We start from the raw sequence: 25386 nt of genomic DNA, 5'->3' as shown, positions 1-25386 counted from the left end.
ATGGTAATCGCAGTAATAATACTACTTATACCCAACCTGCTGCCAAAAAAAACATATGTACCAATTCCTGAGCGACTTCGCCGCTTTAATCCAAGTGCATGAATTAGTACATCCCGGCGGTGTACATCATCCGTACGTCATGCGAAAGTTGAACCGTTATCCCTTAGAGTGAAGAATCTCCGTAATCCATGACATCATTCATCCGTTCATCCTCGGCGACCGATTGGATATCCTCCGATGTGACGCTGATGATCGTGTAGTCTTCGTTCAGTTGTTTTTTGACGGCCTTTTCCTTGATAAAACGGGGACTGCCTTCCCCGGCATCTTCATCATACACGAGCAGAAGGCCATCGCTTTTGCGCAGCAGCAAGTCATCCCGCGCAGTGAACTGCCATGGGCCGATATACGGCTGGCGACTAATTGCACCATAATAGTCCACACCTTGCAGGATGGAGCGATAATACTCCTGTTTGTCTTCCTTCCATTGTTCCTCGGGGTTCAGGAAAGCGGTAATGATCGACAGCTTCAGATCCGGAAACGTCTTCTTCAGCTCAAGCACCACTTCGCAGGCCCACAGGTCCACACCGTATTGGCCTGGTGTCAGCACCCACTCCAGCCCGTCTTCGACCAGGGGCGTAAGACGGGAGGAGATCGCCTTTTTGATGTAAGGAATTCCTTCATGCTTCTGTCCAAAAATCTGTAGTTCATGTGCCCGGTAACCGGTAATCAGCAAGTTTTTCAGCATCCGTTCCCCCTTTTAGAAGTGGTCAGGCATACGGCCCATTCTTACACCGACGCGCTTGTCCATAATCGGCTGAGACCACGGAGTCAGTGATACTCTTCCCGAAGGGATCCCGTTAGTTCACTGGTGGGGCATCCGCGCGGAATGGATACAGGAACTGCTTCGGAATGTCCGTCTCAAATGTCATCAACTCACCCGATGTTGGATGAATAAACGAGAGTATACGTGCATGAAGTCCGAGACGGCCGAGGTCTCTTGTGCGTGCGCCGTATTTTCTGTCACCCGCAATAGGATGTCCGAGATCTTCCATATGCACACGAATCTGATTTTTCCGGCCTGTCTCCAGACGCACTTCCAGCAGGGAGAACTCACGGTTCGACTTCAGACGTTTGTAATGCGTAATGGCATGTTGTCCATCATTCGGACGAGAACTGGAGTACATTTTTAGCGTTTTGGTTTCTTTCAGCCAGGAAGAGATCGTACCTTCTTCTTTCGCTACCGAACCTTCAACAAGGGCGACATAGACGCGGTCCTGTACATTTTCTTTCCAGTTGTTTTGCAGCTTCTGCTGTACCTCTTCACTTTTGGCAAACATCATGACACCCGACGTATCCCGATCCAGACGGTGGACGACAAAAATCCGGTTCAGCGGATTGGTTCGGCGTACATGTTCTGTCAGTTGGCGATAAGCCGTGAGGTCATCCGTCTTGTCAGCAGCAATCGACAATAGTCCGGCTTCCTTGCGGATCACAATGATATCATCGTCTTCATGCAAGATGTTAATGCCTGTCAAGGAAGGAGCAGCTACAGCACCCTCTTTACGGATGTATACAATCTGACCTGGTGTTAATGCCTCATTAAATTTGGTTACGACCTTCTGATCCACGGATACCTGTCCGCGACCCAGAATGGACTTGACCGCATTTCGACCAGACTTCAGATGTTTCAACAAGAAATTGAGCAGCTCATCCGGTTCAGTTACTTTGTACGGACGTGGTGGTTCTTGCTTGCGATAATAGGAATTGCCCGAACGGTTGGCTGCTTTGGGTTTGGGTGCTCCGGATTTCTTGGGAGATGCGGAGGATTTGGCGACTGCTGGCTTTTTCGCCGCTCCTGTATGATGGGATGCGGATGGTCCTGATGATTTGGCGGAAGTAAAAGTGGACCGACCGGACCGCGCTGTGGACGAGCCCGCGGATGCTTTCCCTTTGGCCGATGTTTTGCTTGTAGGACGTTTGCGTTTATTCATAAATAGTAATCTCCTTCTGAACAGCCTGTACCGCTTGTGTGCATACGATCCGTTCATTTCGTTATGCAGTCCAATATACCATTAACCGGGGGCAAATAAAAATAGGTGGAGAGAATCTGTTACCCATCCAAACCAATAAGAGTCGAGATTCATAGAATAACGTATCCCATAGCATTGGAGGTGTTACTCATGGGTGTGTTTCTCGATATGAGAAGTTCGATGAACTCGGGAACAGTTGGACAGCCCAATGTGTCTCTGGGCCCATCGCCGGAAGCGTTCGGTTCCATCGGTCTGCAGACCCTTGGTGTCCCAAATCCCATTATCACCTTGAATGGCACGGTTGGCGTTACCGGAGAAGTAGGGGATACGTTCGTCGTTGAGCTTGTACGGGGCAGTGTTTATGATCCGTTCTTTGTGATCTATCGCGCCGAAGGTACGGTAGGTCAGAATGGCGGCGCTGAATTTCATTCGTTCACGGCACAGGATCTGTCCGCACCGCCTGCACTGGAAAGTGTATATACCTCGTTTATATCCGGGGTATCCACATCGGTACGAACCGGACCCGAAATGTTCTATGGTATTGCATCCACCAATTGGTTTCTATGAACAGAAGGTAAGAGAGAGAAACCAGAACAAAATCCCGGCTCCAAGGAGTCCGGGATTTTTGTTGTATTAATCATATTTGCAGACTAATTCGCACGTCCTTTCAAAATAATGTTGTTGGCTTTGCCGAAGTCGATGGCGACTTTGCCCGCGAGTGCCGCTGTGCGCTCGGCCAGTACAACTGCATTCACTCCGCAGGAGAAGAGCGCGACATCGAAGGTATCCCGATTCGTCTGAATCCACTGCAATGTTTCTCCCATCTGGTCCCAGCTGTCGAAGGGCAGGGCAGCTGTAATATCCAGATGGTACGGTTCCCGAACAAGCATGGTCCGCAGCTGCTCAATCTCGCGGGTAACGAGCAGCACCCGCTTGCCTGAAAGCATATTCCAGAAACGGGGCATTTGCGCTAGTTCCCGATTGATACAGGCATGGCAAGTCAGTGCCGGAGAGATGCCAAAATGTGCGAACACGATGTCAGTCAATTGTCTTTTGAGATGCTCCGGGGCTTTGATGGTACTGTCCCCGTGTGGAAGCACACCTACGATATCGGCCCGTTGCAAGGAAGCGGCGACCTCATCCCGAAGCTGCAGATTGGGCAGACGCAGTCCTTTTTGCCCCAGATTGGCCTTAATGGCCCATCGCTCCTTCAGAACCTGTTCCGTGGGCCAGACTGTTTCTTGGGACATGACGATATTCTCCCCATCACCCACACGCACCAGAGAGAAGGGACGCTGCTCCCTCACCGCGGCTTCAAGTTGATCCAGCACACCTTCCATTTCAAGATAGATTGAATTCATTGTGATATAAGACCCCCTTTGAAAATTCCATTGCTCTATTCTATGTTGCGGCTTCGGTAACGTATTGTGTGTTCGACCTGCAGGGCGCATCTTCGGCTGGTTCTCAATCTACTTCCGGGAGCGACAAGTGTTGGTCGGCTTATGTAAAAGCTGATTTGTGGAAGAACCTGTGCAAGTGTCCGGACCGATTCTATTATTTTTTCATACCTTATAGAGTCGGCTGTAAAAACTATGAAAACAGTCTGGCTGAGTTGAAAGAAGATCACAGAAGATGAGGAGGATGGGGATGTCCAGAAAAGTGGTTATTGAGATTAACTTCAACAATTACGGAATGGACCCACAGCGTTTGACAAGAGATTGGTTGGAGCGGCGAATGAGCATTTTTCGTACATTCACCCTTCATTGCCTTAAGGCGCAGACGAATCAGGATTTTCTGACGGTGGTGAAGCTGTCCAAGGAATCGGGGGAATTAATGCAGGAGATTTTGGCTGAACAGGAACCGCTGCCTTCCAATATTCGTTTTGGAACAAATATCGAAAGTGTGCGTGCCATTCTGGCTTTTGCTGAGGGAGCAGAGGATATCTATATAGCGCGACTGGATTCGGATGATCTATATCACAGGACGTTTGTTCAGCAGCTCTATGATGTGCAGCCACAGCCTGGAACGATGGCACTCATCAACCAGAATGGATACCTGTGGGACAGCGTGAATCATGAGATGGCTCCAGTGTTTCACCGTTCCCCGCAGTTCTATGTCTACCTGTATAAAACGGCGGAGTATGCTGCGGGATACCGGGTGAAGCTGCCGGGCAGGGGAACACATGGCAATGTCATCGATCTGCCGCACGAGCTGCTGGTTCCGCGCAATTACGTGAATATCGTGCATTCCAGCAATACATCTGTCAAAAAAGTACCACCCAAAGACCGATTGAGCCGGGAAGAGATGGCTGCGGTATTACGCGAATTCATGATCTGAATGAAGGAGGGGTTCACCTATGATTCAAGGACAAACGATTCTAATCACCGGAGGAACAGGCTCGTGGGGACAAAAACTGACGGAGGTACTGCTGAAACAGAATCCGGCCGAGATTCGGATTCTGTCGCGAAATGAGTATGCCCAGATTGCGATGCAGCGCGATTTCGGTCATGATGCACGTTTGCGTTTTGTCATCGGAGATATTCGCGACTATCGGGCAGTGGAGGAAGCCTGTCGCGGAGTGGATGTTCTCTTTCATCTGGCTGCACTGAAACACGTTCCGGTCTGCGAGGATCAGCCGGATGAAGCATTCAAGACGAATGTCATTGGCACGCAGAACATTATCCGCGCAGCCATCCGCATGCAAGTTGCCAAAGTCATTGATGTATCCACCGATAAGGCGGTAGATCCGATTAACGTGTATGGCATGACCAAGGCTTTGGGGGAAAAGATGATGATTCGTGCCAACGGGCTGAGTGAATCCACCCGTTTTGTCTGTATTCGCGGGGGCAATGTGCTTGGAACCAGCGGCAGTGTTGTTCCATTGTTCCGTCGTCAGATTGATGAAGGCAAGAGCCTGACCATCACGGACGAAGGCATGACCCGCTTTTTCCTGACACGGACGGAGGCGATTCATTTGTTGCTGAAGGCGGCAGAGGTAGCGGTGGGCGGAGAGACATTTGTCATGAAAATGAAAGCCTGCAAGATGACGGATCTGGCTTCGGTCATGCTGGAACAGGCAGGTCGTCCGGCTCACGATTATAAAGTAACCGGGATTCGTCCAGGTGAAAAATTGCATGAAGTACTCATTTCTCCATTCGAAGCACCACGTACCTACAAGTTTGACGAACAATATTATGTGATTTTGCCACAGGAACCGGACAAGAGCCTGACAGATCCCTATAGCAGCCTGCCTCGTGTAACCTTTTCCGAGTATCGTTCAGACAGCGCGATGATGAACCGTTCCGCGATTGCCCCATTTTTACGTGCAGGCGGCTTTATCGATTAATAGAAGGGAGGCGGACCGTTTGGAGGTGGAAGGAATGGAAGAGAGCAGCAAACCCGAAGGAAAGAAGGAAACACAGGAACGTACCACGCTTCAAAACATAAAAAACCGCTCCCTGAAAGCCGCCGTCATTGGTCTCGGATATGTAGGGCTGCCCATGGCGGTGGAGATGGCCCAGGCTGGGTATCAGGTGCAGGGGATTGATATCGATGGGACAAAAGTGGCTAAGCTGCGTGCAGGAAAATCGTATGTGATCGGCATTGAGGATAAGGTGGTGCAATCTCTTGCTCAGGCCGGATTGTTCATAGCAGGGACGGATTACGCTGCAGTGGCGCAGGCCGATGTCATTGTCATCTGTGTACCTACGCCTTTGACCGCAGAGCATCAGCCCGACATTTCATTTATCGCTGCAGCGGTGGATGGCATAACGCCTTATCTTCGGGAGGGATGCCTGGTCATATTGGAGAGTACGACGTATCCCGGCACCACCGAGGAGCGTGTGAAGCAGCCCATCGAAGCCGCAAAAGGGTGGAAAGTAGGGCAGCAGTTCCATGTCTGTTATTCTCCAGAGAGAGTAGACCCCGGAAGTGTGCATTACGGCGTGAAAAATACACCGAAGATCATTGGCGGATCCACGCCGTCCTGTCTGTCTTATGGAAAAGCATTCTACGGTTCGTTCCTGAACGAAATCGTTCCGGTTCGTTCAACGGCGGTGGCGGAAACGGCAAAATTGTTCGAAAACACGTTTCGCAGCGTAAACATCGCGCTCGTGAACGAACTGACACCTGCTTGTGAGCAGATGGGCGTGAACATCTGGGAGGTGCTGGACGCTGCGGCGACCAAGCCGTTCGGCTATATGCCGTTCTATCCCGGTCCGGGCATTGGCGGACACTGTATTCCAATTGACCCGATCTACCTGTCCTGGGCCGCAGGCCGTCAGGGATCGGAGCTGCAATTCATTTCGCTTGCGGATATGACCAATCGGAAAATGCCGGAAAGAGTGGTTAAGCGTGCCGCTGAGCTGCTCGAACAGAACGGTTCATCGATGCAGGGAGCCCGAATTGTGCTGGCGGGTATGGCATACAAAAAAGATATCGACGACTTGCGTGAATCGCCAGCGCTGGATGTCTATAGACTGCTTGGTGAAGCAGGGGCAGATGTGGTTTATACCGATCCAATGGTGCCTGTATTCCGCAAGGATGATGGTGCGCTTGCCCAGGCTCAACCAGCATCACCTGCATTGTGGGCAGGAGCTGATCTGGTTATTATTACGACGGATCACACAGGCTTCGATTATCAGGAGATGGCGGATCATGCCAAGCAGATCTTTGATACACGTAATGCCACCGCCGGATGTGTCGGTGGTAATATCGTGGTGCTTGGGCAACCGGTTCGACCGGATGTGAACGCCGTGCACGACGTTAAGGAAATACATCAAATGCAAAATCATGAGAATATGCGAGTGTCTCAGACGGCGGGTGGGGATAAGCGAGGGGTCACAGATCTTACCGAGACAGACCGTGCATCTCACTTTAAACAATCGCACGAAAATTCTGGAGGCAGCCATGGCGAATCATGATCGGGTAAACGAGCGTTATTACGGCGAGATCAATTCGGAGGAATCGCATGAAGCCACACGTACCCGCATTCACTGGATGTGCCGGGAAGCGACAGGCAAGCGAATTCTGGATATTGGATGCAGTCAGGGAGTCACTTCCATTTTGCTGGGTCGGGAAGGCTTTCGGGTGACCGGAATTGATCTGGAAGAAGAGAGTATACAATATGCGCGAGAGGAACTCGCGAAGGAATCCAGACCGGTGCGGAACAATGTGGATTTTCGGCTGCTGGATATTACACAATGGAAGGCCAGAACGACCTTTGATACGGTACTGCTCGGCGAGGTGCTGGAGCATTTTGCCCATCCGGAGACGTTGTTGCTGCAAATTCATCGACTGCTGCAGGAGGAGGGAACCCTGGTTGTAACTGTGCCGTATGGCTATCATCCCTTTTACGATCACAAGCAAACGTTCTATGCGGGGAATCTGGCGATGTGCCTGCTGCCGTATTTTGAAGTATTGAAGCTGGAAGTTCATCATAAATATCTATGTTGTGTGGCACGTAAAAGGCGGAAAACGCAGCTGCATATGCCACCGACCCTGAACCAGCTGACGGAATGGATGGAGCTGGACCACCTTCATTTTGCCGCCGTGGAGAAGAACCACCTTCGCCTGATGACTCAGCGCAAGAAAGCGTTGGATAATGCGGTGGAGCAGGTTAAACGTCTGCGACGTCAAGAGGGCGGAGAAGGGTAACAGATAATTCTAGAAGAAGGACCGCAATACGCGTAAGACAGGAAGGGGCTTAAACCGTGATCACCATCAGTCTGTGCATGATTGTGAAGAACGAACAACGCACGCTTGCGCGCTGTCTGGGTTCGGTCGCCGGCATCGCGGACGAGATCGTTATTGTAGATACCGGTTCATCCGATCGGACGAAGGAGATTGCCGCGCAGTATACCGACCGGGTCTACACGTATGAGTGGAGGGACGATTTTGCTGCCGCGCGGAATTATTCATTCGACCAGGCGACACAGGAATATATTCTGTGGCTGGATGCGGATGATGTGCTGCTGCCCGCGGAACGGGGGAGGCTGGAAAGGTTGAAGCAGCAGCTGCCGTCCGGGGGGGAGACGGCGGCTGTGGTCTTGGGCTATACGCTGGCCGAGGGGCCGGAGGGAAGTCCGCTCGTGACGGACCGACGGCTGCGCCTCGTCAAGCGGGAGGCGGGATGCCGCTGGCATGGCCGGCTGCACGAGCAGTTAAGCTTCCCGCCGGGCGGGGTCATTACGGCAGACATTGCCGTCACGCACCGCCGCGAAGCGGGCCATCATTCGGTGCGAAACGTGCGCATTCTGCGCAAATGGATCGCCGAAGAGGGCGCAGCCCAGGGACGCCTGCTGTTCTATTATGCAGGCGAATGTTATGACCGCAAGCGTTATGCGGCGGCGGTTCGAGCGTACGCGAAGCTGCTGCTGGAGCCGAGCGGTTATCGCGAGGATCGGCTCATTGCCTGCGCGCGGCTGGCAGAATGTTATGAGCGGCTTGGCGAGCCGGGCCGGAAGCTGGGGGCGCTGCTGCAATCATTTCAATTCGACTTGCCCCATGCCGACTTCTGCTGCGCAATCGCTGCCTGTTTCCAGGAGCGGCAGGAGCTGGTCTCCGCCATCTACTGGTATATGCAGGCGCTGGATGTGAGCAGCCGCGATCCGGGTCTGCGTCCCGTGCCTGTGGCATGCCGCACCTGGCTGCCCCATGCCCGGCTCTCACTTTGTTATGCTCATATGGGAAATTGGGAGCAGGCGCTTCTGCATAACGGGAAAGCAAGAGAATATATGCCCAATGATCCCGGTCTGCTCGCCAATCGGCAGAAGCTTGAAGCGGTGTTGAGTATGGGGAACAGCAGTCCGGAAGAGAAAGAGAAAGAGAAAGAGAAAGAGTAGGGTTGATCCGTTGTAGAGGTGGAACAAGTGTAGCCCCGCTTGCCATGAGAATCGGCAAGCGGGGCTGCTTATTTGTAGTTTTTACTATTCGGGTGCCAGGCACCGTACGTACTGATCCTTCATGCGCAGGCTTTGGCATGCCCAGCCCCTGCCGTCATATATTTCATCATCGATGTTTAGCGTAATGCTATCATCGCTGTACTCGTTCCGGTTTTCAATCCGGAGCGTATTTTCATTTTCCCATTCGAGGTGGTTGGCCCCGTGGTGTTCAGCACGATATATGGTTTTTACTGTAAACACGTCCGAGGCAACAATCTTCTTCACATCCACCCAGATGGTGACTCCACCTGCCGCACCTCCGTAAGGCACCCCGTAGATCTCGGCGACATACTCTCCATTCGGCGATGGCATCGTGTAGGCGAGATCCCCTTGTTCAGAACGATCAAACGTGGAGTAGTAAGGACGAAGCGTGAAATACAGGAATACGGCGGCAAACAGAGCCAGAATCAATATCGAAAATGCAGTGAATATTGGATGTCGGCGTATCCATGACTTGTGCGGCTTTGCTATAGATGATTGGGTATCTTGAGGATTCTGGTCCATACCGCATTGACCCTCCTTTTAAAGTGAAGTTTGCTTCGCAGGAATATAAATTTCCATCTCCCCGTAGTGATCCTGCGCGAGGCTACCGTCGATCCTTTCAAAATAATACGAGTCACTCTTCGAATATCCTGAATGGCTCTGCCAGTATTCGTCAATAAACGTCCAGACACTGTCCAGATGATCAATGTTGATTAGACTGGGATGGAAATCACATACGTATTTGAATACGGCATACTGGTTGGCCGGAACCTCGATCTGGTCCAATCCTGCGGGTGCACGGTCGAAGCATGTCACTTGCACAGAAGGCAGATAGGTACTGTAGTCATCCTTAATCTCGTTGGTGAATCCAATATAGACATTCGGATGCATCGTATCGGGTATGGTATGGAAATATTTTTCAAAAAAGCTATTCCCTTTTGCGTTGGATTCATAATGTTCCTCGTTATCGATATACCGTATCTGTGAACGTTGACCAACCAGCATCATAGCTGGTTTCCGTACATACGTAGGTTTGAAAATATATCCATACGGAAGCGTTGTAATCATAGACGAAGTCAAGCGTGCGGTTAGCTGGAGATCGCCAGTCCCTTGTTTGCGGTATTGCAGAGGTGTGATACCAAATGCTTGTTTAAATGCACGTATGTAGGACTGTTCATGTTCGAAAGAATAATGACCGCTAATATCGATGATCTTCCAGTTTTGATCCACCAACTGCTCCAGACTGCGGGCCAGTTTGCGTGAGCGAATGTATTCTCCGGGCAGTTGTCCGCTCATATGTTTGAACATCCGGTGGAGATGGAATTTGGATATGTGAGCGGCTATAGCCAGATGGTCCAACGTTAATTTTTCATGGATATGATCCTCTATGTAGTCAAATAACTTATCAAAGGTATGTAGCTGATCGTGTTGCATATGAATCTCCCTTATCAATTCAAGTAGTTAGAGCAAGAAATGTTCATTTTTTCCTTATATCCGATGATATCATAACCAAGTACTTAATTTAATGACAAGATTGGAGAAAGCATCCATGTATGCTGAAAAAAGAACGTATACCACACGAGGGATGATCACTCGTTTATGGACATTAACGGGCAGATATCGGATGTTCATTGTTCTGTTGCTCTGCGCTGCCTTAGCCATCTCATTGATAGAAGTAGGTTATATGGAATCCATACGACGCCTGGTCAAAGGCGCCACGGAGTCACATTTTCCCCTGATCTATTCGGGACTTGCGATTGGAGTTTCTATTGTTGCGTTAAGAGTCATTGTAACCGCAATCATGACGTGGCTTGAGACGCTATTTCAACAAAAGTCACTCCTGTCTTTACAGATGATGTTATTGACCTCACTGGGAGACACTGCTCCACGTGAGCTTACTCACTATCACACAGGCGATTTGACTGCGAGGGTCTGGACATCTGCCAAAGAAGCGCAAAATGGGTTGAATCAGCATGGTATTGAGCTGGCCAAAAATATCATTCAACTCATCCTCGCGTTTGCCTACTTTAGTTGGGTGAATCTGCCATTGTCTTTGGCGATCATTATATTCACGTTGGTCTATCCTGTTGTCACTATGCGTCTGGGCAGCCGCCTGCAAAGACGACATGATCAGTTGAATGCGGATGCTGCAGCAAGGGATGCACTGCTGACTGAAGTGATTCAGGCTCCTCTGGAGATTCGATCTTACGGACTGAAGGGTTACATATACAAACGTTATCAGGAACGAATGAATCAGGTATTCAGACAAACGATGTCTGTGTCGGTTTTGCAGCGTCTTTCGGAAGCGGCTGGGCGAGTATCAACTTATGGCGGGATGATTTTAATTTTGTATCTCGGTGGGATTCAGGTGCTACATGGACGTATGGATGTGGGAGGATTGGCAGCTTTTCTCATAGCGAGCAGTCAGTTAACTCGTCCGATTGAGGCCATATCCGGCCTCTGGAATGGTTTTATCGGATCAGCTTCGCATGCGGCGAGAATCTTTGAAGTAATGGATTTGGAGAAAAAGAAAACCTGGACCAACCAGATGGCGTGGCCCTTGAAGAATATGCAGTCTGGTTCAGTGAATGGGGATCTATATGAAAACTTGGAGAAAAGTACTGCTGATCGCGAAGGACAGATCCAAAAGGCAGGCATGCATATACAGCATATATACTTCAGCTACGCGGAGAAAGCCACACTATCCGATGTCACCTTTACGGCTGAAACGGGAAAGCTCACCGTCATCACCGGGCCAAGCGGGTGTGGGAAATCTACATTGCTAAAATGTATAGCAGATGTACAAGTGCCTTCGAGTGGTTCGGTGCAATTTATACTTGGACACATTCCGGGCATGAAAGCCTATAGTCAGGTGTACGTACCACAGCAAGTTTTTATTTTCACAGGTACTGTAGAAGAAAACATTGCCTTTGGCCAAGAGCAGGTCCTACAGGAACGAATCGTAGATGCCGCATGCCTTGCTCAGGTGCATGATGCAATTATGCGTCAAACCTCGGGATATCACACGGTTCTTGAACCCCTGGGAAGTTCGATGTCTGGTGGTGAACTTCAGCGAATCAGTCTCGCCAGAGCAATTCTCAGAGAGCCTGATGTTATATTGCTGGATGAGCCCACATCTTCACAAGACCCCGTTAATGAACAACGATTAAATACCATGTTCAACAAACTTACTGCGGAGAAAAAAAAGACGATTATTGCAGTTACACACCGAGTGCCGCTTCTCGAACAGGCGGATCAGGTGGTCTATATGCGGGAAGGCCGTATTGTGGATACAGGATCACATCATGAATTGTTGGCTCGCCCGAATGGATATCGTAGCTATATTGAGGAGCAGGTCCCGGAAGTGGAGGAACACCATGAGTAACATCAATGTGGAAACGGAACGTATGGATGAAAAAATCCAAGCTAATGAACATAAGTCATCGGCAACTCTGGCGAATGTATGGCCTGTTATTTTTCGCTTCATGAAGCCGTATGGCCTTGCTATCGTGGTTTTGCTTATTTTTATAGCAGCAGATGCCGTATTTGATTGGGGACTTGCCTTTGTCCAGGGATTCTTCGTTGATTCCATTAATCAAGGAGGGCAGGCGCAGCTTAACGACACAGCGATTCTCGTCGTAGGCCTACTGATAGGTTTTATCGTTTTACTGGCGATGCATCGATATGTTCTCGTGTGGTTAAAAGAATCTCTACACAGGGATATGTCGATGGATCTGCTGACGCTGTTAAACCAAATGCCGTATGCGTGGGTGCGAAGGCAGAAGTCTGGAGATATCATGCTCCGCATTAAAGAAGACACCAAACATGGCGCAGAAGTCGTGGAGGCCATTGCGGAGGGTGTAACCGTTGTCTTTATTATTGTATTGTCACTTGGATATTTGTACAGGGCAGACCCATGGATCGCTGTAATTGCATTAGTGAGTGCGGCAGCGATCTGGTTGACAGCGAGACTATATGATCAGCGAATTGTACGTCTGTCAGATGAGGTAGAAGCGAAAGAAGGAGAGTCTCAGCAGCAAATTCAGCAGTATGTTGAGGGGATACCATTGGTTCAAGCCTATAAGGCTTCCGACTGGTTTCTATCTCGTTTTCGATCACAACAAGAGGCACTCCAACAGAGTGAGGCAAAATTGAAAATGACCTTGAGCCTGTCAGATAACGTATCTATGGCTGTATTTGGTCTTGCTCAGTTGGCTGCCTTGTTTCTGATCGCTTTGTCAACGGCTAGAGACAGCTTGTCACCAGGTACGGTTGTAGCCAGCAGTCTCCTGTTTGAGCTGGTCGTGTGGCCAGTACTCGGGCTGTCCAGTCAGTGGAGCCAAATGCAGGCGAGTGTGGGGGCATTCGGACGAATCTCGAAATGGCTGAAGTTGGGGGAAGCGGATGGTGATAAAAAGCGGTATGGACAATGGAATATACAACCAACCGATGATCCGGCAGAAGCGATCCTTCGACTTGAACAGGTTAGCGTAACCAATGAGACAAATGGTCGTGTCATTCTCGATGAATTTACGTTGAATGTGAGGCAGGGGGAGATGGTAGCTGTGGTTGGCACCAGTGGTTCGGGCAAGTCGACCTTGTGCCAAGTCTGTGCAGGGCTGATTGAACCTACAGGAGGAAGAGCATTACTGCATAACACGCCAGTTGATCAATATATCGGAATAGATGACATACCCATTTTGACGTATATGTCCCAGATACCGACCTTTTTTACAGGTACAATAGAAGAGAATATTCGCCTAACCGCAGAAGCTGCTTTACCGGGCGTAAGACTCGCGGCAGAGCGAGCAGCATTGCATGAATTCATTGATGCCCAGGAGGGGCAATATGATGCTCCTTTACAGGAGAAAGGCTCCAATCTGTCTGGTGGGCAACAACAGCGGCTCGCGCTGGCTAGAATTTTCATGCGGACATCGGATCTGTACATTCTGGATGAACCGACAGCTTCGCTGGATATCCAGACAGAGCAGAGAGTCATGAGTAATCTGTTAAGCTTTATGGAAGGAAGAACCGCACTTATCGTAACTCATCGTATAGAAATCGCGCGCCAGTGTTCACGCATCATTGTGATGGAAGCAGGTCGACTTGTCGAGGATGGAACCCACGAGCAATTGATGGAGAAGAGAGGATTATACTATCGCATGAATATGCGGGAGGAATTTTGAGAATTAGATCGTGGGGTGCTGCAAATGAATGAATCTACATTGAAAAAAGCGATGGATACACTGGAGTTTCTGAGTCAGGATCGGGAAGCGCATCGCTTGTATGAAGAACGGCAGAAGTATTTACACGATGAAGCCTCGATGATTGAATGGGCCACTGAAAAGGGAATAGTAGAAGGGGAAAAAAGAAAGACGATTGAGATTGCGAAAAATATGCTTTCTTTTGGTCTTGAAATTTCAGTGATTGCCAAAACAAGTGGTCTAACTGAATCTGAAGTTGAGGCACTGAAAGATTAGGAGCACAATCCAGATGAAACAGTCGCTGGATGGCTTAGCGGGGTTTGTTACAATTAATGCAATCGTTTTGTCCAACAAGGGCAGGACGGTTGTTTTTAATTTGTCCTAAAATGATTCAATCACACCTTACTCTACTTGCAATCTTTCCGATCACTCAGGTGGTACGGCTGTTACACATTTGCTAAAGATCGTTTTACAGTAAAACGCGGTTGCTCATTCGGGGCTGGGCCGTTAAACTAAAGGGAGCGGCGTTTGCTTGACGGACAAGTCATGAGAACGCCATTTTGTTGTCAAGGATGCGGGATATGCCGCTTTCGGATGTCAGAATCGGATCGGACCAAGCTGGTGGAAGAACACCGGTGATAAGTAAGGAGTCTTTACATGAGTGTGCAAACACCTACATTAGAAGAAGCGCAGGGTCTCCTGCAAAAATATTATGGCTACCCCGACTTCCGCGAGGGACAAAAAAAGATCGTAGCCAGCCTGCTCGAACGCGAAGATACGCTCGGAATTATGCCAACCGGGGGCGGGAAGTCGATCTGTTATCAGATCCCCGCTTTGTTATATTCGGGGCTGACCCTGGTGGTCTCCCCGCTAATCTCATTGATGAAGGACCAGGTCGATGCGCTGACCACGGCCGGGATTGCTGCCGCCTATATTAATAGTACACTCAGCGGCAAAGAAGTGAATGATCGCATCCGCGCGGCGCAGCGCGGTGAGCTGAAGCTGCTCTATGTCGCGCCTGAGCGACTGGAGCTGGACTGGTTCCGCGAGGAGATGGGCTATTTGCCGATCTCATGCGTTGCTGTGGATGAGGCCCACTGTGTGTCGCAGTGGGGACATGATTTTCGGACAAGCTACCTGGCGGTAGCGCCGTTTGTGGACAGTTTGCCGGAGCGGCCAGTGGTTGCGGCCTTTACGGCGACAGCGACGCCCGAGGTCATGGGCGATATTCTGCGGCTGCTGCGTTTGCAGAACCCGCAGACGTATGTGACTGGACTGGGGCGGGATAATCTGGCGTTTAGCGTGCTGCGCGGCGAGAGCAAGAAAGACTTTGTGCTGAATTACGCACGCGAGCATGCGAGCGAGCCGGGTATTGTGTACGCCGCGACGCGTAAGGACGTGGACGATCTGCATCAGCGTTTGCTGCACGCGGGATTGCCCGCAGGACGCTACCATGCCGGGATGACGGACGATGAACGGGCCCAGAGCCAGGAAGCTTTTTTGTACGATGATATCCGGGTGATGGTGGCGACCAATGCGTTCGGGATGGGGATTGATAAATCCAATGTGCGTTATGTGCTGCATTACAGCATGCCGAAGAACATGGAGGCCTACGTGCAGGAAGCTGGACGTGCGGGCCGAGACGGGGAGCCGAGCCAGTGCATTTTGTTATTTGGGGCACAGGACATTATTACTCAGAAGTTTCTGATCGAGCAGAACCCGATGGAGGGCGACCGGAAACAAAACGACTACCGGAAGCTGCAGCAGATGGTGGATTACTGCTACACGACGCGCTGCCTGCGCAGTGCGCAGCTGGATTATTTCGGTGAGGTGCATGAGGACAAGCCGTGCGGTATATGCAGTTCATGTACGGACGACCGCGAGCTGGTGGATATGACGATTGATGCACAGAAAATATTCAGCTGCATTCACCGCATGCGTGAACGGTATGGTGTATCGTTGGTCGCTTCCGTGCTCAAAGGCTCCCGTGCCAAAAAAGTGCTCGATTACGGCTTCAATTCTCTGCCAACCTATGGTGTGATGGGGAATCGTACGGAACGTGAGATCGCCGAGATCATCAACGTCATGGTGTCGGAAGGCTATCTGATGCTGTCCGAGGGACAATATCCGGTTGTTCGTTTGCAGCCACTCGCGGTGGAAGTGCTCAAAGGTCAGCGTGAAGTGATGCAGCGGGTGGTCCGCAAGACGGCGGCGACGGCTTCGGGTACAAACTACGGCGGACGCCGCGGACGCGATGCAATGCCATCTGCGGTGAACGAGACGGTATTTGAGCAGCTGCGTCTGATCCGTCGTGATTTGGCGGCGAAAGAGCATGTGCCATCGTACATTATTTTCAATGACGCGACCTTGCGCGAGATGAGTGTGGTATGTCCACAGTCAGAACGTGACATGCTGAATATCAAAGGGGTCGGTGAGGTCAAGTACCGCAAGTACGGGCTGCCGTTCCTGGAGTTTTTCCAGAAGCAAACGGGCGAAGACGTCGATACGGATGATGATGCTTTTTACGAGTATGAGTAGGTATGAGAAGGTATAAGTAAGTATGAGTGAGTATGATCAATTATGAGCGAGTTTGGCTGATTGGGATGGAGTGAGAATTGTTGTTACATTCGCGCTTTCAGGTCTTTGAAGTTCATGACGCAAAAAAGCTTAAATTGATTAAAAAGTTGATATATATGCTTCGTGCAAGTCGATGATTTGTCCATGATACGGGGAAAGTGATTGGCACAGGTTTGAGGCTAAAGTCTCAAAGCTCAAGGCTCAAGGCTCAAGGCTCAAGGCTCAAGGCTCAAGACAGTAAGATGTGGATATCGAATTGTGGATGGAATGCGAATGAGGTCTTTTACAAGTTGAAGTTGATTATGGATTTGGATATGTCGTCTCTGTGGAGTGGACAAAAGATGGTGGATTGTCTTTCAAAAGGTGGACAGTGGCGTTAGAAATGGCTGATAGCATCGTATACAGCATGTAGTTTGATTGAATGGATTTTATACTGTATGTTGTGGTTTTGGTGTGGCGGGGTGTATATGTCTTTTTGAAAAGAGTGTCCACTCTTTGAAAGACAAAAGTTAGATATGTCCACGATACGTGGAATGGCTATCCATAGAGGTTTGCATGAACAGCATCCGGGTCAGGATGGTTGTAGAGCTTTACTTTTACCAAAAAAATATGGTCTGGGTGTCCAGGCAAAGGTTGTGAACCATGAAGGTTATTCTTTCTACATTAAATGCAAAGTACATTCATACCTCGCTGGCCTTGCGGTGTCTGAAGGCGTACAGTGAGAAGGATTTTGATATTGACCTGGCGGAGTATACGATCAAGGACCCGGTCATGAATATTGTGTCTGATCTGTACCAGCGCGGGGCTGATGTGATTGGGTTCTCGTGTTACATCTGGAACATCGAAGAGACGATCAAGGTCATTGATAATCTGAAAAAGGTTATGCCTGACGTGAAAATTTTGCTGGGCGGGCCGGAAGTGTCCTACGACACGGAATATTGGATGAACCGGATTCCCAATGTCGATTTCATCGTGATGGGTGAAGGCGAAGAGACGCTGCATCAGCTGTTGACGGAGCTGGAGGGGAGCAAGAAGTTCCATTTTGTGTATGGACTGGCGTATCGCAAAGGGGAAGAGGTCATTCTCATGCCGGGACGGCCGAAAGCGGATCTGAACGATCTGCCGTCACCGCACCGTTTTGAAGAGGATATCCCGGATCTCGGGAAACGGGTTGTTTATTTTGAGACGAGCCGCGGCTGTCCGTTCAGCTGCCAGTTCTGTCTGTCCAGTATTGAGGTCGGCGTGCGGTATTACGATATTGAGCGGACGAAGTCAGACATTCTGTACCTGATCGAGAAGGGTGCGAAGCTGATCAAGTTTGTGGACCGGACATTTAACATCAAACGGGATTACGCGATGGAGATGTTCAAGTTCCTGATCGAGAATCATCAGGGGACGGTGTTCCAGTTTGAAATTACGGCTGATATTATGCGTCCCGAGGTATTGGACTATCTGGCAGAGAATGCACCTCCGGGCACATTCCGGTTCGAGATCGGGGTTCAGTCTACGAATGATCCGACGAATGAGTTGGTGAAACGCCGCCAGAACTTCTCCAAACTGAGTCGTACGGTAAACAAAGTCAAAGCCAGCGGCAAAATCGACCAGCATCTGGATCTTATCGCCGGACTGCCGGAGGAAGATTACAATACGTTCCGCAAGACGTTTAATGATGTATTCGCCTTGGGGCCGGAAGAGCTTCAGCTCGGATTCCTCAAAATGCTGCGTGGTACGGGTCTGCGTCTGGATGCGGAGAAGTACAATTACACGTATATGGATCACGCGCCGTATGAGATTCTGGGCAGTGATGTGCTGCCGTTCAGCGACATTGTGCGCCTGAAGCGGTTGGAGGATGTGCTGGAGAAATACTGGAACGCACACCGGATGGACCATACGTTGAAGTATCTGATGGAGCAGGAATTCAACTCGCCATTTGATTTCTTCCAGGCGTTCGGAGATTACTGGGAGGGGCAGGGCTGGCAGAAGATCGGCCACCAGTTGGAGGATCTGTTCACCCGTCTGCACAGCTTCCTGGAGTCGCGCGACACACCGCACATGGATGTTGTGCTTGGCCTGATGAAGCTGGATTATTTCCTCGGTCACAAATACAAACCACGCAAAATATGGTGGGAAGATCCGCTCCAGAAAGACCAATGGGCGGGTTATATGAAAACGTTGGCTGAACGTCCGGAAGACGTTCGTCTGCCCCGCATTGCCGGTGCCTCAGGCTCGGCATGGCTGGAAAGCAGCGGCACAAGTGCGATTGCCGCTGAGGGAAGTTCGGCTGCTGCCGGGGAAGACGCTGCGGATGCGGCGGGTGTGATCGGCAGCGAAGCCGGGGGTTCAGCGTCGCTTCCTGCGGGCGACGCAACAGGGTCCGCCGCGGATGGAGCGGCGGACGGGGTGGACGGCAACGCTTCGCGTGCGTTGCCGATGACTTCGGCCATGACCGCACAGACGGTCATGGGTGGCCGTGCTTTCGCCGACCTCGGTCTCGGCGAAAAGGAATTGCAGAAGCACACCGTATTGGATGTGCTTCCGTTCCGGCTTGAGCGTGTGCTTGCTGGCGCCAGCCCGCTTGCCGCGAAAGGCCGGACGCTGCTGGTTGTGGTATACCAGCAGCATGAAGGGCAGCAGGCGCAGTATTACACGCTGCCGCTGGGAGAAGAAGCCGCTGCCATGTAGGTGCAGCGGCATTGGGGAGCTGCATGGCCGATGGCTGCATGCAGTGGGGGAAGCACCATGGCTTTGCCGTCCTGGTGCTACAACGGTGAGCACCGCGGTTATGGACGCGGTGCAATCCCGTGAGGTGCTGCCCCATTGGGCGCAGCACCTCACCCTTACGCGGCTTGCCACTGTATAAGCAGCGCTCCGCTTCACCTTTTATCAAAACATGCATGTTCCGAAAGCATCGGAAGGTCGTCTGATTCCCTAGTGGATGAAGAAGGGCCTTCCTTTTTTGTTTTTCCGAATTTGGGTCAAAAACATAACCTATCCAAACGAAGGAGAATTTCCTATGAATAAATATGCTACTACTGAAAAGGCGATTACCATAACTAAAGGTTCCGCTGAGTTACTGCGCATTCATATCACATATAACCCTGCACATATTGAGTGAATTCGTCGAATCAAGGGCACGAAGAACTCTCCTCTCCAATCTTGCTTGGGAAATTGTGCAGGAATACATTACTGAGTATAGACCCAATCGTTGGTTATTTCCGGGACAATCTTTGGATAGGCATCTGACCGAGCGTAGCGTGCAAAAGGTTTTTGAAGAAGGCAGACAACGCGCAGGCATTGTGAAAAAAAGTTAGTATTCATGCCTTAAGGCACTCTTTCGCTACGCATTTACTGGAAAACGGAACAGACCTGCGCTATATTCAGGAGCTGCTTGGTCACACGGGTGCACGAACAACCCAGCGATATACGCATGTGAGTACGAAGAATATTCAGCGTATTCAGAGCCCGCTGGATCGTTTGGATCTTGGAGATTGAGTGTTCCTATAAATATCCCTTTTTCCCCAAATTATTCTTCGCAAATACCACTGCTTAGGTTATCATATACGTAGTTCAGATATCATGCAGGATCTGTGGTATTTACGAAGTACATAAATTAGATGTTATAAGAAATCGGCGTAAAGATAAAGATCATATACAATACATTTTTAAGTAAGGAGTAAATGATGCCTTATAAATATAGTTTAAAGGATGAAGAAAGCAATTTACTTATTGGCCATTTCGAGTATATTTGTGGGTTACCAAGCATGGAGCTTAAAGATACTCAGAATGGTGATATTGTTCATCTTAAACTTAAAAATTTTCATTTCACTAATGAATTTAGAGAGTATTGTACAACTAGAAGACATTCTATAAGTAATTTGTATATTTTAGTTTTGGATAAATTTGGTTTTGTAATTGGTAGTTACTATTATGTATTGAGTTCGAGGAAGAGGGTTATTACCTCTGAACTAATAGATGATCAAGATGTTATTCTAGAAGGATATTTGCCAACAGGTCTATTCCAGGAAACTATAGCACTTTGGGATTTATGGAAAGATTATATACCGAGTAAATACGCTATTTGGTTAAACTTTTCCGAGTTGCAGCGTGATATTTGGATGGGAATAATCAGAAACAATTGTAATACTTTCGCAAACTGCTTACAACATCAAGACAAAACTAATCAAACTTATTATCTTAATGGTCGAAATATCACAGATGTAACTTCATTTTATTTTTTACTAGGTGAATCTATTAACGGCCCGGGAGGATATTTTGGAGGGTGCCTAGATAGTTTGTCGGATTGTTTATGTGGGGGCTTCGGTGTGATACCGCCATTTACGATTGAGTTAAGTGGATACGCTAACAAATCAATAAATATTGAAAAGATTCTTCAAGTACTTAGAGAACATAGGGTTACAATTAATTTTATAGACTAATAAACAATTTGAATGTTATTCAAAGAAGACGCCGACATCTTATAACATAATATTCAGGCAGCGGCTCCGATGGAGCCTTGGTCTGCGAGAAGGGATTCGGAGAGGCATTTCAGCAGACAACCCCTTTGAGGTTCATGAATACAGGAACGTTAGATAAAACCAATGCAAGATCTAAAGTAAGGGAGCCTACAATGATTGAACCAACTATCGAATCAGTTAATGTTCTATTTCAGAAACATAAAATCAATGATCAAATTGTAAGTTTTCAAAGACTATCAGGAACAACCTCTGGATTAGTTTTAAGATTAGAATCAGAGTATGAATTTAAATATATCTTAAAGTTTGATAATCCAAGCCAAATTAGATTAGTTGAACAACTGCTTCATACCTATGAGCACTCAGTATTATTGCCGAAAGTCCTTTTTTCAGCCGAAGACAGTTCATATTTTGTTTATACATTTCTTGATGGAACAACTCATTTTAATCGTGGTCCAAAGAGTAGTTGGATGAAAATATTGATAATGGATTTACTCAACAAATACGTGGAACATAAAGAAACAAGTACATGGGGAAGAATAGAATACCCACGAAAGACATGGAAGGAATTTAATGAAATAAGTATTGATGAAGCAAGGATGAATCTGAGGAATGTATTATCAACAGAAGACTATAATTACGTTAAATTAAAAGCTAGCAAACTATTTTATGATGATTCAAAGCAAGGAACTAAATATTTGCTGCACGGTGATACTGGAGTTCATAACTTCGTCTATAATAATGCAACATTAATTGGTGTGATTGATCCATCACCAATGGTGGGACCAATCGTATATGATTTTCTATATGCATTTTGTTCTTCGCCTGACGATATTAATTCTGACACATTGTTTAAAGCATCGGATTTACTTGAACATGGAAATATTGAAAGAACGAGATTGATTGAGGAAACTTTGATCCAGCTTTACTGTCGAATAGGGCTTAGTGTGCGTCATCATCCGAATGACTTAAAGGAATATATACAGGCATGGGAATATTGGAAACAATTATGTAAGCAAATCGACGAGGGCATTGGCATCATCTAACATCATATTCACGTTGCGGAGCCTGACGGCTCCTTGGTTCGCCCGAAGGGAACGGCAGAGAAGTGGAATCAGGCGAACACATCTTCGAGGCTAAGTCCGTCGGACCCGGCAGCTTAGCTGCCTTAAGCCTCTCATCGTCGTGAATACATTAACGTTATCTGAAATAACATGAAACTCAACACACATATAAAACAAAGGTGGTAACACTTTAATGAATTATGAATTAATTCAAGCTTCTAAAAAGTATGAAGATATCATAAGAAACCTAATGCAATTTTATATTTATGATTTCTCTGAATTTGTAAAATGTGATGTGGAAGATGATGGATTATTTGGAGCATATCCATATTTGGAAGACTATTGGAAAGAAGTTAATCATCGATTTCCATATATCATTAAGCAAGAAGATAAGTATATAGGTTTTGTGTTAGTAAGATTTATTGAATCAGAAGAGCGGAATTACTACTCGATTGCGGAGTTTTTTATTATGAAGAAATATAGAAAAGAGGGAATAGGTAAAGCAGTAGCAAAACAAATATTTGATTTACATAAGGGGCAGTGGGAAGTTTATCAATTAGAAAGCAACAAACAAGCTCAGGTATTTTGGAATAAGGTCATAAATGAATACACGCAAGGTGAATTTAAAGATCGAATTGAAAATAGTAGAAAGATACAAGATTTTTACAGCTAAATCAAAGAAGTCTTGTTACATCAGATAACACTGTTTTCCAGCTGCGTCGCTTTCGCTCCTTGGTCTGCCCGATGCATTTCGAGGAAGGGATGTCAGGCAGACAACCCTGCGTGGCTAAGTGGCGAAGCCACGCTCCTTTAAGTCTCTCGGGTTCAGGAACACAACAACGTTAGCAGAAACCTCTGTAAGAGCGATGTGAAAACAATGATTGAAAAACTTGAGTTTCTAAATATAAGCTGCATGAATAGAGGAGTTGGAAGTCATCAACAAACAAACAGATGAATTTCTAAGAGATATGTTAATGTTCTTGCCTGAAACAACAAATGATTTTTTGAAATCAATTGATGAACACGGTGAGATCTTAGTAACTGTCATAATCGAAGGTATCTTCATGCCAGAAATAATTTTGCTATTAAAAGAAAATAAAAACACACAGCTAATAGAAAGTATATTTGATTATTTTGAAGAAATATCTAATTGCAATGACGGTTACTTTATAAATAGCATTTTTTCAGTAACAGTATTGGAGATATTAGGTAACGATAAAAATATTCTAAGAACAGCAAAAGAATATATGGGACCTACAACCACGCAACTTCAAATTGAAGCTGACAGAGGTTTAGGTAGAAGCTAGTGCTAAGGAAACAAATAAATTTAGAACTTTGGTAAAGAATTGATATATGAGTAGAGAAGAGTGAAGTGTATGTTTTTCGAAGAAGACAGAGGCATCTGCTAACACCATGTTCACGCATCGGGCATTCGCCCTCGGTCCGGCCGGAGTAAGAAGAGGATTCAGAGAGGCATTTCAGAGTTCGGGGAAGCTGGATCAGCCGGACACATCCGCACCACCTAACCGCATCGCGGCCGCCCTTCGGGCTTAAGGTGGTGGGACGTCGTGAACACAATAACGTTAAGTGAAATTCCAGTGAGAGCTATAGGCTTGTGAAATGGTATAATATAACCATCAAAACATAGGAGGTACAATGATGAAATGGCAAGAAGTTCAACAGATTTTTCCGAATCAATTCGTAAAATTCGAAGTTCTTCATTCTGAAGAAACAGACAATCAAGAGATCATTGATGATGTGGCCGTGATTGGCCCGATCAGCGATGAAGAAGCGACTCGCGAATTATTGAACAGTAGAGACAAGACTCTGGTTTACCATACTTCCAAAGATCAAATCGTTGTGAAGGTACGGAAAAATATAGGATTAAGGAGAAATCTTTAAATGAATATTGAATATAGAGATGGGCTGTTATTCACGGAAATAACAGTCCATTTTAATAAGCAGAAGAAAGTGATATCAAACATCGTGATCGATACAGGAGCCAGTCATAGCTTGATTTCACAGGATGAAGTGGATGAGATTGGGATCCTAGTGAGTATGGACGATGAAATCATAACCAGCTACGGAATCGGAGGTAAAGAGCATGCCTTCAGTAAGCGAATCGACGGTATACAGGTAGGGGATTTCATTTTAAAGGATGTATACATAGACTTTACTTCATTTAAATATCACAACATTAACGGACTTTTGGGACTCGATGTACTGACGGAAGGAAAATTTAATATTGATCTAAAAAAATTTAAATTACTTCGTTCATAAGAGATAAAAGACGCAAAAAATTGAGTGGTGATTCGAGGAAGACTGGAACATCACTTAACATCATATTCAAGCAGCGGCTCCTAAAGGAGCCTGGGTCTGCTGGGTGAAATTCGAAGAGGAGTTTCAGCAGACAATCCCTTCATTATTCATGAATACAGGAACGTTATATGAAAGATCGGAAAAACAAGTAATTCAATAAAATTAAAGAAATAGAGGATGAATTCTGTGGCAATCTGTATTAAATTCAAGTTATATAGAATGGATGATAACAAAGCAGTATATGCGTATGGGGATTGTTCAGAAAACTTTGAGGGATTATTTGAACTAGATTTAGAAAAATTAATATCAGGCGAGATTCCAAGGGATACGGATATGAGGGAAGTAGTGAAAGTAATTAAACCATGCATAAGTGATATAGATTACCAGCATAAAGCAAACAGGGCATTTAGTAAAATCTATAAACACTATAAAGAGACAAGAACTTATTTATTAGAAGGCGGTTATTATGCATAGATTTTACTGATTAACACAATGAATAAATACAAAGTTGTGGAAGTAGTTCAAGATGCCCGATCCATCATATAACACATTATCTACGCTGCGGGCTCTGCCCTTGGTTCGCAAGATGGAGTAGTCAGAGAAGTGGAATCAGCTCACAACCCTACGAGGCTAAGTCCGTTGGACCCGGCGCGTGCGCGCCTTAAGCCTCTCGGGTTCGTAGATACACAAACGTTAGGCGAAAGCACAGAATTTTTTTAAAGAGGAGGCCCAAATATGATTGGCCCAATATTCTTAAGAGGTGATTTAATTCATAAGTTTAAAGAGCATCTCACCCA

General features: G+C 47.5%; 25 protein-coding genes and 1 pseudogene. 21 read left to right on the top strand and 5 right to left on the bottom strand.

Going from position 1 to position 25386, the window contains the following annotated elements; all coding sequences use genetic code 11:
- Positions 1-163: 163 nt before the first annotated feature.
- The gene (locus tag PPA03S_RS24515; protein ID WP_174532158.1) at positions 164-745 is read right to left on the bottom strand and encodes an SLOG family protein; all 582 of its coding nucleotides are present in this window, start codon (positions 743-745) and stop codon (positions 164-166) included.
- A 112-nt stretch (positions 746-857) separates the two neighbouring features.
- On the bottom strand, positions 858-1991 hold the full coding sequence (locus PPA03S_RS24510) for an RluA family pseudouridine synthase (RefSeq protein ID WP_062326785.1): 1134 nt from the start codon (positions 1989-1991) through the stop codon (positions 858-860).
- Positions 1992-2180: 189 nt separating this feature from the next.
- Between PPA03S_RS24510 and PPA03S_RS24505 the strand changes: the two genes are divergently transcribed.
- Positions 2181-2597: a hypothetical protein gene (locus PPA03S_RS24505; protein WP_062326783.1), complete on the top strand. Its 417-nt coding sequence runs from the start codon at positions 2181-2183 to the stop codon at positions 2595-2597.
- 83 nt (positions 2598-2680) lie between these two features.
- On the opposite strand, the gene PPA03S_RS24500 is transcribed toward PPA03S_RS24505, so the two are convergent.
- Entirely contained in the window at positions 2681-3391 is a 711-nt protein-coding gene (locus tag PPA03S_RS24500) for a GT-D fold domain-containing glycosyltransferase (RefSeq protein ID WP_062326781.1), read from the bottom strand.
- A gap of 286 nt (positions 3392-3677) precedes the next feature.
- On the opposite strand from PPA03S_RS24500, the gene PPA03S_RS24495 reads away from it, so the two are divergent.
- The 5 genes from PPA03S_RS24495 to PPA03S_RS24475 are packed head-to-tail and all read left to right on the top strand — an operon-like array spanning position 3678 to position 8872.
- Complete coding sequence (locus PPA03S_RS24495) at positions 3678-4367, top strand: glycosyltransferase (RefSeq protein WP_062326780.1); 690 nt, start codon at positions 3678-3680, stop codon at positions 4365-4367.
- 19 nt (positions 4368-4386) lie between these two features.
- On the top strand, positions 4387-5376 hold the full coding sequence (locus tag PPA03S_RS24490; protein WP_062326777.1) for a polysaccharide biosynthesis protein: 990 nt from the start codon (positions 4387-4389) through the stop codon (positions 5374-5376).
- 25 nt (positions 5377-5401) lie between these two features.
- Positions 5402-6952, top strand: coding sequence for a nucleotide sugar dehydrogenase (locus PPA03S_RS24485; protein WP_245683721.1), 1551 nt, complete (start codon positions 5402-5404; stop codon positions 6950-6952).
- Positions 6939-7685, top strand: a complete 747-nt coding sequence (locus tag PPA03S_RS24480; protein WP_062326775.1) for a class I SAM-dependent methyltransferase — start codon at positions 6939-6941, stop codon at positions 7683-7685. Before PPA03S_RS24485 ends, PPA03S_RS24480 begins: the two co-directional genes overlap by 14 nt.
- A gap of 56 nt (positions 7686-7741) precedes the next feature.
- Positions 7742-8872 carry a glycosyltransferase family 2 protein gene (locus tag PPA03S_RS24475; protein ID WP_068964216.1) on the top strand — a complete coding sequence of 377 codons (1131 nt, stop codon included), beginning with the start codon at positions 7742-7744 and terminating at the stop codon, positions 8870-8872.
- Between the two features lie 84 nt (positions 8873-8956).
- Here the strand turns inward: PPA03S_RS24475 and PPA03S_RS24470 are convergent, their stop codons facing one another.
- Positions 8957-9475 (bottom strand): DUF5412 family protein, encoded by a 519-nt coding sequence (locus PPA03S_RS24470; RefSeq protein WP_062326772.1) that lies wholly within the window; start codon positions 9473-9475, stop codon positions 8957-8959.
- 18 nt (positions 9476-9493) lie between these two features.
- A complete protein-coding gene (locus PPA03S_RS24465) occupies positions 9494-10387 on the bottom strand; it encodes a helix-turn-helix domain-containing protein (protein ID WP_062326770.1) in 894 nt (297 codons plus the stop codon).
- A gap of 115 nt (positions 10388-10502) precedes the next feature.
- Between PPA03S_RS24465 and PPA03S_RS24460 the strand changes: the two genes are divergently transcribed.
- The 15 genes and pseudogenes from PPA03S_RS24460 to PPA03S_RS24405 all read left to right on the top strand — a co-directional run bounded on the left by PPA03S_RS24460 (position 10503) and on the right by PPA03S_RS24405 (position 25063).
- A complete protein-coding gene (locus PPA03S_RS24460; protein WP_062326768.1) occupies positions 10503-12338 on the top strand; it encodes an ABC transporter ATP-binding protein in 1836 nt (611 codons plus the stop codon).
- The gene (locus PPA03S_RS24455; protein ID WP_062326766.1) at positions 12331-14139 is read left to right on the top strand and encodes an ABC transporter ATP-binding protein; all 1809 of its coding nucleotides are present in this window, start codon (positions 12331-12333) and stop codon (positions 14137-14139) included. The genes PPA03S_RS24460 and PPA03S_RS24455 overlap by 8 nt, the downstream gene beginning before the upstream one ends.
- Before the next feature lie 15 nt (positions 14140-14154).
- Positions 14155-14433: pseudogene (locus PPA03S_RS24450) on the top strand (Rpn family recombination-promoting nuclease/putative transposase); the annotation flags it as partial.
- A 381-nt stretch (positions 14434-14814) separates the two neighbouring features.
- Entirely contained in the window at positions 14815-16695 is a 1881-nt protein-coding gene (gene recQ / locus PPA03S_RS24445) for a DNA helicase RecQ (protein WP_062326762.1), read from the top strand.
- A gap of 681 nt (positions 16696-17376) precedes the next feature.
- Positions 17377-19416 carry a B12-binding domain-containing radical SAM protein gene (locus PPA03S_RS24440; protein WP_062326760.1) on the top strand — a complete coding sequence of 680 codons (2040 nt, stop codon included), beginning with the start codon at positions 17377-17379 and terminating at the stop codon, positions 19414-19416.
- Positions 19355-19594, top strand: coding sequence for a hypothetical protein (locus tag PPA03S_RS33035; RefSeq protein ID WP_157284354.1), 240 nt, complete (start codon positions 19355-19357; stop codon positions 19592-19594). Before PPA03S_RS24440 ends, PPA03S_RS33035 begins: the two co-directional genes overlap by 62 nt.
- Positions 19595-20046: 452 nt before the next feature.
- Positions 20047-20226, top strand: a complete 180-nt coding sequence (locus PPA03S_RS34290; protein WP_369691093.1) for a tyrosine-type recombinase/integrase — start codon at positions 20047-20049, stop codon at positions 20224-20226.
- 185 nt (positions 20227-20411) lie between these two features.
- Positions 20412-21170, top strand: a complete 759-nt coding sequence (locus PPA03S_RS24435) for a barstar family protein (protein WP_082704301.1) — start codon at positions 20412-20414, stop codon at positions 21168-21170.
- Between the two features lie 134 nt (positions 21171-21304).
- Positions 21305-22252 (top strand): hypothetical protein, encoded by a 948-nt coding sequence (locus tag PPA03S_RS24430; protein WP_245683717.1) that lies wholly within the window; start codon positions 21305-21307, stop codon positions 22250-22252.
- A 211-nt stretch (positions 22253-22463) separates the two neighbouring features.
- The gene (locus PPA03S_RS24425; protein WP_062326755.1) at positions 22464-22943 is read left to right on the top strand and encodes a GNAT family N-acetyltransferase; all 480 of its coding nucleotides are present in this window, start codon (positions 22464-22466) and stop codon (positions 22941-22943) included.
- A 253-nt stretch (positions 22944-23196) separates the two neighbouring features.
- Positions 23197-23577, top strand: a complete 381-nt coding sequence (locus tag PPA03S_RS24420; RefSeq protein WP_240037248.1) for a DUF7674 family protein — start codon at positions 23197-23199, stop codon at positions 23575-23577.
- A 106-nt stretch (positions 23578-23683) separates the two neighbouring features.
- A complete protein-coding gene (locus PPA03S_RS33430) occupies positions 23684-23824 on the top strand; it encodes a hypothetical protein (RefSeq protein ID WP_161557068.1) in 141 nt (46 codons plus the stop codon).
- Positions 23825-23929: 105 nt separating this feature from the next.
- Complete coding sequence (locus PPA03S_RS24415) at positions 23930-24172, top strand: hypothetical protein (RefSeq protein WP_062326752.1); 243 nt, start codon at positions 23930-23932, stop codon at positions 24170-24172.
- Positions 24173-24550 (top strand): retropepsin-like aspartic protease, encoded by a 378-nt coding sequence (locus PPA03S_RS24410; protein WP_062326750.1) that lies wholly within the window; start codon positions 24173-24175, stop codon positions 24548-24550. It abuts the gene before it with no gap.
- Positions 24551-24808: 258 nt separating this feature from the next.
- Positions 24809-25063 (top strand): hypothetical protein, encoded by a 255-nt coding sequence (locus PPA03S_RS24405; protein WP_245683716.1) that lies wholly within the window; start codon positions 24809-24811, stop codon positions 25061-25063.
- The last annotated feature ends 323 nt before the right edge of the window (positions 25064-25386 follow it).

The sequence above is a fragment of the Paenibacillus pabuli NBRC 13638 genome, assembly GCF_001514495.1.
Taxonomy (GTDB): Bacteria; Bacillota; Bacilli; order Paenibacillales; family Paenibacillaceae; genus Paenibacillus; species Paenibacillus pabuli.
This window is presented reverse-complemented; position numbering and strand designations above follow the sequence as displayed.

What these genes read in the sequence shown, in the direction of transcription:
- PPA03S_RS24515 (WP_174532158.1), bottom strand. Translation starts at nt 745, where the DNA reads ATGCTGAAAAACTTGCTGATTACCGGTTACCGGGCACATGAACTACAG.
- PPA03S_RS24510 (WP_062326785.1), bottom strand. Translation starts at nt 1,991, where the DNA reads ATGAATAAACGCAAACGTCCTACAAGCAAAACATCGGCCAAAGGGAAA.
- PPA03S_RS24505 (WP_062326783.1), top strand. Translation starts at nt 2,181, where the DNA reads ATGGGTGTGTTTCTCGATATGAGAAGTTCGATGAACTCGGGAACAGTT.
- PPA03S_RS24500 (WP_062326781.1), bottom strand. Translation starts at nt 3,391, where the DNA reads ATGAATTCAATCTATCTTGAAATGGAAGGTGTGCTGGATCAACTTGAA.
- PPA03S_RS24495 (WP_062326780.1), top strand. Translation starts at nt 3,678, where the DNA reads ATGTCCAGAAAAGTGGTTATTGAGATTAACTTCAACAATTACGGAATG.
- PPA03S_RS24490 (WP_062326777.1), top strand. Translation starts at nt 4,387, where the DNA reads ATGATTCAAGGACAAACGATTCTAATCACCGGAGGAACAGGCTCGTGG.
- PPA03S_RS24480 (WP_062326775.1), top strand. Translation starts at nt 6,939, where the DNA reads ATGGCGAATCATGATCGGGTAAACGAGCGTTATTACGGCGAGATCAAT.
- PPA03S_RS24470 (WP_062326772.1), bottom strand. Translation starts at nt 9,475, where the DNA reads ATGGACCAGAATCCTCAAGATACCCAATCATCTATAGCAAAGCCGCAC.
- PPA03S_RS24465 (WP_062326770.1), bottom strand. Translation starts at nt 10,387, where the DNA reads ATGCAACACGATCAGCTACATACCTTTGATAAGTTATTTGACTACATA.
- PPA03S_RS24460 (WP_062326768.1), top strand. Translation starts at nt 10,503, where the DNA reads ATGTATGCTGAAAAAAGAACGTATACCACACGAGGGATGATCACTCGT.
- PPA03S_RS24455 (WP_062326766.1), top strand. Translation starts at nt 12,331, where the DNA reads ATGAGTAACATCAATGTGGAAACGGAACGTATGGATGAAAAAATCCAA.
- recQ (WP_062326762.1), top strand. Translation starts at nt 14,815, where the DNA reads ATGAGTGTGCAAACACCTACATTAGAAGAAGCGCAGGGTCTCCTGCAA.
- PPA03S_RS24440 (WP_062326760.1), top strand. Translation starts at nt 17,377, where the DNA reads ATGAAGGTTATTCTTTCTACATTAAATGCAAAGTACATTCATACCTCG.
- PPA03S_RS33035 (WP_157284354.1), top strand. Translation starts at nt 19,355, where the DNA reads ATGAAGGGCAGCAGGCGCAGTATTACACGCTGCCGCTGGGAGAAGAAG.
- PPA03S_RS24435 (WP_082704301.1), top strand. Translation starts at nt 20,412, where the DNA reads ATGATGCCTTATAAATATAGTTTAAAGGATGAAGAAAGCAATTTACTT.
- PPA03S_RS24430 (WP_245683717.1), top strand. Translation starts at nt 21,305, where the DNA reads ATGAATACAGGAACGTTAGATAAAACCAATGCAAGATCTAAAGTAAGG.
- PPA03S_RS24425 (WP_062326755.1), top strand. Translation starts at nt 22,464, where the DNA reads ATGAATTATGAATTAATTCAAGCTTCTAAAAAGTATGAAGATATCATA.
- PPA03S_RS33430 (WP_161557068.1), top strand. Translation starts at nt 23,684, where the DNA reads ATGTTCACGCATCGGGCATTCGCCCTCGGTCCGGCCGGAGTAAGAAGA.
- PPA03S_RS24415 (WP_062326752.1), top strand. Translation starts at nt 23,930, where the DNA reads ATGAAATGGCAAGAAGTTCAACAGATTTTTCCGAATCAATTCGTAAAA.
- PPA03S_RS24410 (WP_062326750.1), top strand. Translation starts at nt 24,173, where the DNA reads ATGAATATTGAATATAGAGATGGGCTGTTATTCACGGAAATAACAGTC.
- PPA03S_RS24405 (WP_245683716.1), top strand. Translation starts at nt 24,809, where the DNA reads ATGGATGATAACAAAGCAGTATATGCGTATGGGGATTGTTCAGAAAAC.